At 58.4% G+C, this 12,909-nt stretch carries 11 protein-coding genes; 3 read left to right on the forward strand and 8 right to left on the reverse strand.

Translation table 11 applies throughout. The annotated features are described in order from the left end of the window. Window positions 1–161 precede the first annotated feature (161 nt). Genes aspS through C4542_04460 form a run of 3 tightly spaced genes read left to right on the forward strand, consistent with a single transcriptional unit; the run spans window position 162 to window position 3,904 of the window. Complete coding sequence (gene aspS, locus C4542_04450; protein RJO62173.1) at window positions 162–1,955, forward strand: aspartate--tRNA ligase; 1,794 nt, start codon at window positions 162–164, stop codon at window positions 1,953–1,955. Window positions 1,956–1,975: 20 nt separating this feature from the next. After that, entirely contained in the window at window positions 1,976–3,259 is a 1,284-nt protein-coding gene (gene tig / locus C4542_04455) for a trigger factor (GenBank protein ID RJO62174.1), read from the forward strand. A gap of 27 nt (window positions 3,260–3,286) precedes the next feature. After that, window positions 3,287–3,904 carry an ATP-dependent Clp protease proteolytic subunit gene (locus C4542_04460; GenBank protein ID RJO62175.1) on the forward strand — a complete coding sequence of 206 codons (618 nt, stop codon included), beginning with the start codon at window positions 3,287–3,289 and terminating at the stop codon, window positions 3,902–3,904. A gap of 254 nt (window positions 3,905–4,158) precedes the next feature. On the opposite strand, the gene C4542_04465 is transcribed toward C4542_04460, so the two are convergent. Genes C4542_04465 through dprA form a run of 8 tightly spaced genes read right to left on the reverse strand, consistent with a single transcriptional unit; the run spans window position 4,159 to window position 12,907 of the window. Next, window positions 4,159–5,130, reverse strand: a complete 972-nt coding sequence (locus tag C4542_04465; protein ID RJO62176.1) for a carbohydrate kinase family protein — start codon at window positions 5,128–5,130, stop codon at window positions 4,159–4,161. Continuing rightward, window positions 5,130–6,128 (reverse strand): hypothetical protein, encoded by a 999-nt coding sequence (locus tag C4542_04470; GenBank protein RJO62177.1) that lies wholly within the window; start codon window positions 6,126–6,128, stop codon window positions 5,130–5,132. The genes C4542_04465 and C4542_04470 overlap by 1 nt, the downstream gene beginning before the upstream one ends. Before the next feature lie 7 nt (window positions 6,129–6,135). Beyond that, window positions 6,136–6,951 (reverse strand): phosphoglycerate transporter, encoded by an 816-nt coding sequence (locus C4542_04475; GenBank protein RJO62178.1) that lies wholly within the window; start codon window positions 6,949–6,951, stop codon window positions 6,136–6,138. Between the two features lies 1 nt (window position 6,952). Further along, window positions 6,953–7,636: a PHP domain-containing protein gene (locus C4542_04480; GenBank protein ID RJO62179.1), complete on the reverse strand. Its 684-nt coding sequence runs from the start codon at window positions 7,634–7,636 to the stop codon at window positions 6,953–6,955. A 9-nt stretch (window positions 7,637–7,645) separates the two neighbouring features. Then, a complete protein-coding gene (locus C4542_04485; protein ID RJO62180.1) occupies window positions 7,646–8,713 on the reverse strand; it encodes a M24 family metallopeptidase in 1,068 nt (355 codons plus the stop codon). Continuing rightward, window positions 8,664–9,656, reverse strand: coding sequence for a tyrosine recombinase XerC (locus tag C4542_04490; protein RJO62181.1), 993 nt, complete (start codon window positions 9,654–9,656; stop codon window positions 8,664–8,666). The genes C4542_04485 and C4542_04490 overlap by 50 nt, the downstream gene beginning before the upstream one ends. Window positions 9,657–9,661: 5 nt before the next feature. Further along, a complete protein-coding gene (gene topA, locus C4542_04495; GenBank protein ID RJO62182.1) occupies window positions 9,662–11,773 on the reverse strand; it encodes a type I DNA topoisomerase in 2,112 nt (703 codons plus the stop codon). A 12-nt stretch (window positions 11,774–11,785) separates the two neighbouring features. Then, window positions 11,786–12,907, reverse strand: a complete 1,122-nt coding sequence (dprA, locus tag C4542_04500) for a DNA-protecting protein DprA (protein RJO62183.1) — start codon at window positions 12,905–12,907, stop codon at window positions 11,786–11,788. Between the last annotated feature and the right edge of the window lie 2 nt (window positions 12,908–12,909).

The raw sequence follows: 12,909 nt of genomic DNA on the forward strand, positions 1-12,909 counted from the left end.
CCTCACCGGGCTATTGGAAAACTTCCGCCTTTGCGCTACTATTTGGATAACTTTGTCACTAACCCCCAAAAATCCAATATGTACTGGACTCTTACAATAGCTTGAAGCCAGCACCGTTCTCGGCTATAATTAGCGTTTAGTGTATTTCTTCGAGGTGCACCGTGCTTAGAACCCATAGCTCCCCCGAACTGAACGCGCGTCTTGTCGGCCAGAAAGTGACCGTGGCCGGCTGGGTTGACCGCCGCCGCGACCACGGCGGGCTCATCTTTATTGATGTGCGCGACCGCTCCGGCCTGGTGCAGGTGGTCTTCAATCCGGAAATCAACTCCGACTGCCATAAACTGGCAGGAGACCTGCGCAGCGAATTCGTGGTGCAGGTGACGGGACAGGTCTCGCGCCGCCCGCCGGGCACCGAGAACTCAAAGCTCGCTACGGGAGAAATAGAAATCGTGGCCGAGGGCCTCAAAATACTCAACACCTCGGAAACACCGCCCTTCTATATCAACGAGGACGTGGAGGTTGACGAAAACCTGCGCCTCAAGTACCGCTACCTGGACATGCGCCGCCCGCGCGTGCGCGATATACTCATGCTGCGCCATCAGGTGGTGCGCTTCATACGCGGCTACTTCGACGAGCTGGGCTTCGTCGAGGTGGAGACGCCCATATTGGGCAAGAGTACGCCAGAGGGAGCGCGGGACTACCTGGTGCCCTCGCGCGTGCATCCGGGCAAATTTTATGCCCTGCCGCAATCGCCCCAGCAGATGAAACAGCTCCTCATGGTGGGAGGCCTGGAAAAATATTACCAGATAGCCAAGTGCTTCCGCGACGAAGATACGCGCGCCGATAGACAGCCGGAGTTCACCCAGCTCGACGTGGAGATGAGCTTCGTCACCGAAGAGGACGTCATGCGCGTCACCGAGGAGATGTTCACGCAGATGATGCGGAAGATGTGCCCTGAAAAGCGCGTACCGGTTCCCTTTCCCCGCATTACCTTCACCGAGGCCATGGAGCGCTACGGCTCGGATAAGCCTGACCTGCGCTTCGACATGCATATCGGCGACGTGTCGGACGTTGTGGCGCATACCGAGTTTGGCGTTTTCAAGAACACCGTTGAATCAGGCGGCAAGGTCAAGGCCATCGCCCTGCCCGGCTGCGGCGGCTATTCGCGCCAGGAGCTGGCGCACCTGACTGAGCTGGCGCAGAGTTTTGGGGCCAAAGGTCTTTTGAGCCTGGCGCTGTCCGGCGAACGTCCATCGATTGAAAACTTAACCATGGAAATGGTGAAGAGCGTGGCTGCTAAATACCTCAATCTGGAACAGGTGAAGCAGATCGCTGTCAAAACCGGAGCCAGACCCGGAGATCTGATTGTTTTTGTGGCTGATACCGAAGCGGTCGTCTCCAGTGCGCTGGGCAAGCTGCGCCAGGAGATGGGGCTCAGGCTCGGCCTGGCCGCTCCCGACCTGTTTGCTTTCGCCTGGGTGGTGGACTTCCCGCTGCTGGAATGGAACAAGGACATGGGACGCTGGCAGGCGACGCACCATCCTTTTACCGCGCCTCTCGAAGCCGACATTCCGCTGCTGGATACCGAACCCTCCAGGGCGGGCTCGCGCGCCTACGACATCGTGCTCAATGGCTACGAAGTGGGCGGAGGCAGCATCCGCATCCACCAGGCCTGGCTACAGCGCAAGATATTCCAGGTGATGAAGTACACAGAAGCCGAGATCGACGAGCGCTTCGGCCACCTGCTGGAGGCCTTCTCTTACGGCGCGCCGCCCCACGGCGGTATCGCGGTGGGCATCGACAGGCTGGTGATGCTGCTCTCGAATGCGGGCAACATCCGCGAGGTAATACCCTTCCCCAAGAACCAGAATGCGGCGGATATGCTGTTCAACGCCCCTGCCCCGGTAACCGAGGAGCAGTTGAAAGAGTTGCATATCCGGCTGCGTGATGAATAAGAATCAGGAGTAAAGGCAACATGAAGGTACTGGACCGCAAGAACGAGAACCACCAGGAGATTTTCAAGGTCGAGCTGGATGAAGCCGAGACCGATGCCGCTATGGAAGCGGCCTACGAGCACCTGGTGAAAGAGGTTAATATCGACGGCTTTCGCAAGGGCAAGGTGCCCCGCGATGTGCTGGAACACCGTGTCGGCAAGGACGCCATCTTCGATGAGGCTATGAAGCGTGCGCTACCCGACCTCATCGACGGCATGCTGGTGGAAAACAAGGTACGCGCCTATGCCACACCTATGGTGCGCGTCACCACCCGAGAGCCGGTTATTTTCGAAGCCACCGTGCCGCTGCCGCCTGACATTACTCTGGGCGATTACAACGCCATCAAAATGAAGCCCAACCCGGTTGTCATCGAGGACAAGGCGGTCGAAGATATTCTGGAGCGCGCCCAGCACCAGACGGCCGACTGGGAACCCACCGGCGCCCCCGCCGAGCTCAAGGATATGGCTGTTCTGGACATCGAGAGCGATGTTGAAGGGACGCCTTACGTCGTGGAGAAGGAGGCCGACTTCCAGTTATTGCCGGGCTGGCGCTTCCCCGTGCCCGGTTTCGCCGAGGAACTGGTGGGAATGAAGGCCGGCGATGAGCGCGAGTTCAGTCTCAAGATGCCGGACACTTATCCCGACAAGGCCAAGGCTGGCAAGGACGTACATTTCAAAGTGAAAGTAAGCGATATCCGCCGCGAGAAGATGCCAGAGCTTAACGATGAGTTCGCACAGAAGGTAGCCCCCGGCTGCGGGGGCATCGAGAAGCTGCGCGAGGCGCTCAAGGCCGACCTTCAGCACCGGGCGCAGGACACCGAGGACAAGGCCTTCGAGGAAAAGGTCATTGACACCCTGGTGGAAAAGAGCCAGATAGAATTTCCTCCTCTGCTGACGGAAAACGAAGCCGGGCGCATGGTGCAGGAGTATGTGGACCGCGTGCGGAGTACGACGCAGAACGAGGAGGAATTCAAGTCCGTGCTCAAAATGACCTCCGAGGAAAAGCTGCTCGAGACCTACCGCCCGCAGGCGGAGCAGCGCGTCAAGCGCAACCTGGTAATCTCCAAGCTCATCGAGTCTGAGAAACTGGAAGTCGACGATGCGGACGTGGACCTGCAGATTGCCGCCCTCACTGCTGAGGCGGGGGACAAGGTGCAGGAGCAGACCACCTACCTCAACAAGCCGGAGAACCGCGATACACTGCGCTGGTGGCTCAAGACGGGCAAGGCCAAAAAGCTGCTTGTGGAGAAAGCCCAGGCGGACTAAAATATTACCTACAGGAGGTTGCTGAATATGGATTTCAAGAATGTTGTTCCCATGGTTATCGAGAGCGGGGCGCGCGGGGAGCGGGCTTACGACATCTACTCGCTGCTGCTTAAGGAGCGCATTATAATACTGGGCACGCCCATCAACGACCAGGTGGCCAACAGCATCGTAGCCCAGTTGCTATTCCTCGACCGCGAGGACCCGGACAAGGACATCAACCTGTACATCAACTCGCCGGGCGGCGTCATCAACTCTGGACTCGCCATCTACGATACCATGCAGCTCATCCGCCCGCCTGTATCGACCATCTGCATGGGTCTGGCTGCCAGCATGGCCACCGTGCTGCTGTGCTCCGGGGCCAAGGGCAAGCGCTTCGCGCTGCCCAACTCCACCATCCATATGCACCAGGCCATCGGCGGGGCGCAGGGACAGGCGACCGATATCGAGATAGCCGCCCGCGAAATACTGCGCGTGCAGGAAATCATACGCAATATCCTAGCCAAGAATACCGGCCAGACGATGGAGAGGATAGTCCACGACACGGACCGTGACTTTTATCTGAATCCGGTATCGGCGGTGGAGTACGGCCTGATAGACGAGATTTTGACCAAGCCGGAGCCCAAAGAGGTCAAGGGCAAGAAGTAGCCGAAAGCCTGGAAATTCAATTATCAAATCTCTCTCCCCTTGCGGGAGAGATGTAAGTGAGGGGGAAAGTCTTGAATCCAAAGTCTCACCCTCACCTTAATCCTCTCCCATCAAGGGAGAGGGAATTAGGAAAAAACTCCTCTCCATTAATGGAGAGGAGTTTTTAATTTCATTGTCGAGCTCGACCTGGCAGACTCAGGTCTAAAGATTCATCGGGGCAAATGCGGGAGAGGTAAGTGAAAGGGCGTTTGGTGTTACTCGCTCTTTCCGTAGAGCTTTAAGAAATGTTGTTCGAGCTGGCGCCGGGTGGGGAGTCCCCCCCTGGCGCCGCTGCATTTAAGGCTGAGACGCGCCGCGCAGTGGCCCAGCCTGCCGCAGGTCTCATGAGGCTTGCCCTCAAGCAGGCCGAAGAGGAATCCGGCGGCAAAGGCATCACCCGCCCCCGTAGTGTCGACTACTTTTGCACGTGACGGCTTTCCCGCGTCGATGAACCATTCGTTCCGGTTATCGCGTATGTAGGCCACAACCGTCCGGCCATCGAGTTTCACACCCCTGCCAAGGGTCACAGCCACCGCCTTGCACCCGGCCTTGAGGCATGCGCCGGCAGCCTTCTGATAATCTAATCCGGTAAGCTTTTCTATTTCATCTCGATTGATGAAGATGATGTGGGTGCGCATAAAGAACGGTTTAAGGGCCTTCATGCCTCTCGCTACGTAAAGCGCGCCTGGAGAGAAACTCAATTTGACCTTCGGCGACAGCCTCTCCACAATCTTTTGAGAGAGGCCAAACTGGGCGTCGTCCACAAATGACGAGAGATGCAGATATTCAGCGTGATTGATATAGGCCAGGTCGATGTCTTGCAGGCTGAGCGAGCCATTGGCTCCGGCGAGGACATACAGGGAGCGCTTGCGAGGGGCGCTCAGACAGAAAACGGTGCCGCTGGAAACTCCTGGCAATGTTATGATGTGGCTTGTATCGGCGCCGACTTTTTTGAAGTCGGCGAGGAGCAGCCTGCCATTTGAGTCATCGCCAACCGCACCGCAGACACCCGTCGTAACGCCGAGCCTTGATAGTCCATAGATGGTATTGGCGGCGGAACCTCCGGCAAATGAGCCGCCGTCCTCGATAGCGCTTTCCCCATCGGCCAGCAGGCGCTCCACACGGAAAATGCGGTCAACGTTGAGCGCACCCAGACCGACCACGCGTGGAAATGTGTTTTTAACCATCAGCCCAGCTCTCCGGCTTTTTCGCGCACTATTTTCCTCAATCTGCGGTGCAGTGAAATGATGTCGTAGATGTCGCTACCCTTTTCCGCCAGCCAGTGGAAGTTGCGACGGTTGGAGTCGGCTTCAATCACCGTCTCCTTGACCAGCTTCTCCACCTCGCCGCGCCCGCAGCTCCTCCAGGTTCCCAGGATGGGAGCCAGGTCGCTCAGGTGTGTGGAAGCCAGCGACATGGTAGCATACGGTAAGGCATACTGGTTGGCGTTGAAGCCTATAGCCAAACCTCCCGCCTGATTCACGGCCTTGAGCATCTTGAAATCAGTGATGCTGTCGGCCACCACCACCCATCCTTCGAACGGTTGCGAGTTTTCCAGTGAGAAACGTGTCAGCGCCTCTACCTTGCGCTGGCCGCCCACGGGTTTGACGGAGCGAATGAGCTTGCCCATAGGGGTTTGCGGCAGCCTGCCCCAGAAGAAATCATCCAGCTTGCTCTTGATGAGATGATCGTCGGTGGACTGGCTGAGCTTGAGGAATTCCTCTTCAGCCCGTTGTAACAGAACTATATCCTCTTTGGAAAGTTCCTGGTTGAACTTGTCCAGCGGGAAGGGTGTGGACGCCACGTGTTCGATGGATATGCCGAGACCGCCGGCGATATGGTGGGCGTATTGTTCGTAGGTTGTAGAGATGCAGAATATCTGCCATCCCTGAGTTTTGAGGTCTCGGATAAGCTCTCCGGCGCCCTGCGTGCGGCTGGCATGGTGGGCCAGAGTAGAGATATCTGCCTCCTGGATTTTGTGCAACAGCAGGAAAGGCACGATGAGGGCCAGCGTATCGCCGGGCTCGTAGTCTTCCCGGGCATCCATAGTGAGCAGGTCGTCATAGCGGCTGATGAGCTCGAAAAGGCTGCCGCCCTGCGGGATGAGCTTCATCAGGTCGTAGGCGTTGTCCTGGGGCGAGAGCGGGCCTTCCAGGTCGAAACAGATAAAGTTGTTGATGTTCAACTCCTCGTCAGGCTTTAGAAACCAGCCTGTCAATCTCGCGCGTCAGGTCGTAACCCGGGATAATTTTACCATGAGAGTCTATCACTTTGCCTGCCTCCACTCGGACCCGGCGTTCGCTGAAGGCCTTGATGGTGGCGATTATCAGCGGGAATTCGCGCTTGAGCCCCTCGGCGCGAATAAGCCTGAAGAGAGGGTTACACTCGCCGTCCGTCTTCTTGATATCGGAGACGCTTTTGCCTTTCATCTGACTCCAGAGTGTATCGAATTCCCCGCCGCGTATCGAGAAGCGGCAGTAACTCGCCACAGGGCCGCGGTCGAGCTCCGGCGTGACCAGGTGCATCATGACGCCTGTTTCGGATGCCTTCTGCTCGATGAGCTGCCAGACAACCTCCTGCCAGGTGCCGGTGGGACCGGAGGGTAAAGCGGGGTGCAGGTTTATCATAGTATAGCGCGTGCACATCTCCGGGCCGACGATGAGCATGTAGCCCGCCAGCACGCACAGGTCGGGGCATAAATCACCGAGGCGCGACATGACCTCGCGGTCATAGGTCAGCCGCCATGATGGAAATGAGCCAGACGGCGGCGTGTCCGCTGGCGTTCTGGCTTTAAATCTCTGGTAAGAGTAGCAAACCAGAGGCAGACCATAACGCTCTACCTGTTCTATAAAAGCGTCGCTCTCGGGGGACTCGCCGGGCTCGCGGCTGCAAAAGACGAATTCAATAACAGCCTTGACCTCGCCGTTTTTAATAGCTTCGACAGCCGCTGCCAGCAGGTTGCGGGCGGCCTCGTCCCGTCCAGTAGAAAACCAGCCTATACGATACATGCTAACGCCTGCTCCGGAACAGCTTTTTGATGCGCCGTGACAGGCTCCTCACGTAAATGAAAGGACTGTGGTGTTGGGCATGGATTTGCGCCTGCGCCATGGCCTTGAGGAAATCGTCGCGCCCCTCGAAATCCGGGATAGTGACATAGGCCCGCCCGACCTCCGCCGCCGAATGCGAATCGCTGCCAGCGCCTTTAAGCAGTTTGTGGGACTCTGCAAACTTGCCCGGCAGCGAGAGGTCTTGCGCCGGTATGCTGCGGGCGTTGAAGACCTCTACAATATCTATCTGTCCGGCGATGCGCTCCAGCGTGGCTGCCTGCATGGCTGACGAGCGGTAGCGGTCGAACGGATGGGGTACGCACACCAGACCGCCCTGCTGGCGGATGCGCTTGATAGTCTCCTCCGGCGACAGGCCGCCGGGGATGCTCTCCTTGAGAAATAGCCCGATTATCTCGCCTTCTGTGGAGGCCACTTCCTCTCCCACGATGACCTTGAAGGGTAAGACCTGTCTGGCGAGCGCCAGCGCACCCTCGGCGGTGTCGTGGTCGGTTACGGCGATGGCGCCCAGTCCCATCGTTTTGCAGCGCTCCACCAGTTTTTCGAATGTAGTGTCGGAATCCCCTGAGTAACGCGTGTGGACGTGGAGGTCGGCTTTAATCAATAATCTGGTTTCCTTTCGATGCAGGGATGCCCGCTACTTTCGCGACTTGGACAGCACTCTTATTTTACCATGTTTGAGCACGACCGTATCCTCAATGCGCACGCCGCCCCATTCGGGCAGGTAGATGCCGGGCTCGACGGTGAAGACCATGCCGTCAGCCAGCACATCTTTGGAGGTGACTCCCACGTACGGCTTTTCATGTATCACCAGCCCGAGCCCGTGTCCCAGGCCGTGGCCGTACTTGTCGCCGTAGCCGGCGCTTTCGATGATGTTGCGGGCGATGGCATCGGCCTCGCTCCCGCTCATGCCTGAGCGTATTTGCTCCTCAGCCGTCGTTTGGGCTTCCAAAACGATTCCATGAATCCGGCGGAACTGTTTGTCTTCTTTTCCAAGGCCGATGGTGCGCGTCAGGTCGCTGACGTAACCTTCGCACTTTGCGCCAATGTCGATAATAATGGGTTCTCCCGCCTGGACGACATAGTAGGACGGGCGGTGGTGGGGTAAAGCGGCGTTTTTACCCGCGGCCACGATGACCTCGAAGGGCACGGTCTGGCTGCCGTGCTCGCGCATGTATTTTTCTATTTTCCAGGCCATCTGAATCTCGGTCATGCCGGGGCGGGCGGCCCGGCGTATGTGCTCGATGGCGGCGTCGCTGACGGCCACCGCCTGCTCGATGAGGGCTATTTCGCCCGGCTCTTTGACGGCGCGCATGGCCCCCACCAGGCCGCTGGAGGGCTTGAGTTTGATACCCAGAGGGGCGATTATCTTCTTGAGTTTGCTGTACCTGTCGAAGGTGATGTCCTCGGATTCGAAAAACAACTCTTTTAGACCGAGCCCGGAGATGAACGCAGGAAACCAGGCGGACATCTCGCCTTTTATCTCGAAAAGGCTGAAACCGGGCGACTGCCGCTTCACCTGCTCAATATAACGGAAATCGGTAGCCAGAATCTGTTTCTCCTGCGTGATAAGCAGATAACCGGCCGAGCCGCTGAAGCAGGAGAGATAGTAGCGGTTTTCTGGCTGCGAAATCAGTATGGCCGGAATGTTTTTTTCAGATAGAGTAGTCCTCAGTTTTTGCAGGCGCTTCTGCGTCGTTTTCATTTTCTTTATCCTTCAACCCGGCCATGGGGTGCGAGCCCATATAGACCCGGCGGGCCTGTGTCTGCGTTACATGGGTATAAATCTGAGTGGTGGATAAACTGGCGTGCCCTAAAAGGTCCTGCACCACTCTAAGGTCGGCCCCGCCGTCCAGCAGGTGCGTGGCGAAGGTGTGGCGCAGGATGTGGGGATGCACCTTTTTCAGCAGCCCGGCGTTATGCGCATATTTGATCAGCAACTTCTGCAGCCAGCGTTCGGTGAGCCGCCCGCCTTTATAATTAAGGAATACGGCGCTGCCCGACCCTTTGATGGCAAGCTTAGGCCGGGTCTGCCGCAGGTACGTCTCCAGCGCCTGCGCCGCCGGAAGTCCTATGATGACCACGCGCTCTTTATTGCCCTTGCCCACCACGCGTATCTCGCGCGAGTCCATGTCCATCTGTCTAATGTTGAGCCCAGCCATCTCGCTGACGCGCATACCCGCCGCGTAAAACAGCTCCAGGATGGCCCGGTCTCGAATGCCCAGGGGGGTACTCACATCCGGCATTCTGAGCAGTCGGTCCATCTCGTCTATTGTGAGAAACTCCGGCAGGTGGTGGTCCAGTTTGGGGGAAACCGTGAGCGCGGTAGGGTTGCGTTCTATAATGTGCTCGCGCAGCAGGTAGCGGTAGAAGGAGCGTATGGCCGAGAGCTTGCGCGCCAGGCTCACCTTGGCCACGCGCTGGTCCACCAGGTAGCCCAGGTATTCGCGCATGACGCGCTTGTCCACTGCTTCCAGCGAGGTGATGCCGCGCTGGTCGAGGAACTGGAAGAAGCCCTTTTGCGAGCCGTGCTGCAGGTTGCCCACCAGGTCGCTCTTATAGTTGCGCACAGTATAGGGCGAGGCGTGTTTTTCGGCCTCGAGGTAGTCCACGAAGCGGTCCACGTAGCTTAAAACAGCTTGCTGCATGCGGTCTACTCCGCTTTTTTGCCCCGGTATTTGCAGCTGGTGCAGCGCACTCCTTTGCCCGCTTCAATCAGCAGCTTGCCACACTCCGGGCAGGGTTCCTTCAAAGGCCTGGCATTGATGGCGAATTTGTGCTTGGGATAGGCGCTGCAGCCGTAAAAAATCTTGCCTTTTTTGTTGAAGCGGCCCACCATCTCGCCCCCCTCCGGGCAATCCGGACAGGGAACGCCGGTCTTGATGCGGAAGTTGGTGTGGTACTTGCACTCGGGATAGTTGGAGCAGGCGATGAACTTGCCGAAGCGCCCCATCTTGATGACCAGCGGCTTGCCGCAGTCGGGGCAGGATTCCCCGGTCTTCTCATCCTCGAGCTTGACCTTTTCGATGCCTTCAGAGGCTTTCTCGAGGTCCTTTTCGAGCGGGCCGTAAAAGTCTCGCACTACGCCGACCCACTCCATCTCATTGTTAGCGATTTTATCGAGCTCATCCTCCATGCGGGCGGTGTACTCCACGTTGATAATGTTGCCGAAGTTTTCCACCAGCATGTCGGTCACCACGAAGCCCAGCTCGGTGGGCTGGAAGGCCCCGGCCGTCTTGTGGACGTATTCGCGGTCCTGTATAGTGGCCAGGATGGGGGCATAGGTGGACGGGCGCCCGATGCCGTTCTGTTCCAGCATCTTGATTAGGGTGGCCTCGGTAAAACGCGGCGGCGGCTTGGTGAACTGCTGTTCGGTCTGGATGGGAGGCAGCAGCTTGAGAGCGTCGCCCTTTTCCAGCTTCGGCAGGGCAGAGGCTTTTTTCTCCTCCTCGTCCTCTTCGTCCTTCTGCTCGGTATATAAAGTGATGAAGCCGGGGAAGATGTTCACCGAGGTTTGCGTGCGCAAAAGGTAATTGGTTTTTGCGGCTTTGCTTTTAGCCTCCACGTCCAGTGTGGTGTTATCGAAAACAGCCTCGGCCATTTGTGAGGCCACCATGCGCTGCCAGATGAGCTGGTAGAGTCTGTTCTGGTCGAGGCTCAGGAATGATTTAATTGCCTGCGGCTCGCGTTTGACGGACGTGGGGCGGATGGCCTCGTGGGCCTCCTGCGCCCCCTTCACCTTGCCGGCGAAGACGCGGGGTTTGGCCGGCAGATAGTCCGCGCCGTACTTGCCGCTTATGTACTCGCGCGCCTCGGCGATGGCCTGTGTGGCCACATGCGTCGAGTCGGTGCGCATGTAGGTGATGAGGCCGACGCTGCCCTCGTCGCCCACGGAAAGCCCTTCGTAGAGCTGCTGCGCCAGCGCCATGGTCTTCTTGGCGGAATAGTGAAAGCGCCGCCAGGCCTCCTGCTGCAGCGTGCTAGTGATGAAGGGCGGGGCGGGGGCTCGTTTGACTTGCTTGGTGGCTATCTTGAAAACTGAGTACTCGGCCTTTTCCAGCTCGCCCTTGACGGCTTCTGCCGTCTTCTTGTCCGATACGGGCAGTTTCTTGCCATCCGCCAGCCCCACCAGCGTCGCCCGGAACTGGGGTTTTGTTGTGCCGTGCTTTAAAAGCTCGGCGGCGATGGTCCAATATTCCACGGGCACGAACTTTTCTATCTCGCGCTCGCGGTCCACCACGATCTTGACCGCCACCGACTGCACCCGTCCCGCCGAGAGCCCGCGGCGCACCTTACTCCACAGCAGGGGCGAGAGCTTGTAGCCCAAAAGCCGGTCGACGATGCGCCGCGCCTGCTGGGCGTCCACCAGGTGCATGTCAATGTCGCGCGGGTGTTTGAAAGCCTCCTCGATGGCATCCGAAGTAATTTCGTGGAAGACGACGCGGCGGAAGTTGGTTTTATCGACGCGCGTAGCCTCCGCCAGGTGCCAGGCGATGGCTTCTCCTTCGCGGTCGGGGTCGGTTGCCAGATAGACGGTGGAAGCGTCTTTCACCGCTTCTTTAAGCTCTTTGACCGTCTTGCTCTTGTCGCGCGACACGACGTACTTGGGTTCGAAGTCGTGCTCGATATCCACCCCGATGCGGCTCTTGGGCAGGTCGCGCACATGCCCCAGCGAGGCCTTGATGATATAGCTTTTTCCCAGCATGCGGGCCAGCGTTTTGGCCTTGGCCGGGGATTCCACGATAACCAGACTGTGTTTTGCCATAAAACTTTCTTCCTACTCTATCGTCACCGCGTAGTTCTCGCGTGATTCTCGCACTAAAGCATAATTCATGGCGCCCACCTGCTTCACCATGCCTTTGAGCTCCATCATGGCCAGCGTGCCGCTGACGGTGTGGGCGGGCAGGCAGCTCACCTGGCAAATCTCATCTATATGAATCGGGGCAGCACCCAGGTATTTAAGCAGCGCCGCCTCCGTGTCGCTGGCCGGCAATACCACTTTCATTTCCATCTGGTGGGCCGCCGCCGTCAGGTTCAACTCCTCCAGTATATCACTCACCCGCAGGACGCACTTAGCCCCGGCCTGGATGAGCTTGTTGGTGCCGCTCGAGGCGTTAGACAATATGCTGCCCGGGATGGCGAACACCTCGCGGTTCTGTTCGAGAGCCAGTTGCGCCGTGATTAGAGCGCCGCTGCCCTCGGCTGCCTCCACCACCAGCACCCCCAGGCACAGCCCCGAAAGTATGCGGTTGCGCCGTGGGAAATTCTCCGGGCGCGGGCGCGTGCCGGGCGGGTACTCGCTTATTATAGCCCCGTGCTCTATGATGCGCTTCGCCAGCTCCGTATTCTCTGACGGATAGACGCTGTCGAGACCCCCTCCCACCACTGCCAGCGTGCGCCCCCCGGCTTCGAGCGCCGCTTTGTGGCTGATGGCGTCGATGCCTTTGGCCAGGCCGCTGACTACGGTAATACGGCTGGCGGCCAGCCCGGCGGATATTTCCTCGGCCACCTGCCGCCCGTAGATGGTGGGCTGCCGGGTGCCGACGATGGACACGCACCACTCGTCCTCAGTCTTTATCTCACCTTTTATAAAGAGGAGCGCCGGCCTGTTGTATATTTCCTTAAGCCGCGCCGGATAGGCCTTGTCGTGATGGGTTATCAGGCGTATATCCAGCTTCTCCAGTTTACCCCACTCGGCGTCGAGGTCGAGCTTGGGTCTAGTCTGATTGATGCTCTTTACGGCGTTATCGTCCAGCCCCGCCTGTTTGAGTTCGGGGGGTCCGGCTTGCCAGGCAGCTTCGAGCGTCTTGAAGGCAGCCTCAAGCTGGCCGAACCTGACCGGGCCGATGCCGGGGGTCAGGCTGAAACCGAGCCAGTATTTGAGGTCGCGCTTGTCCATCG

The sequence above is a fragment of the Dehalococcoidia bacterium genome (assembly GCA_003597995.1).
GTDB lineage: Bacteria > Chloroflexota > Dehalococcoidia > Dehalococcoidales > UBA1222 > SURF-27.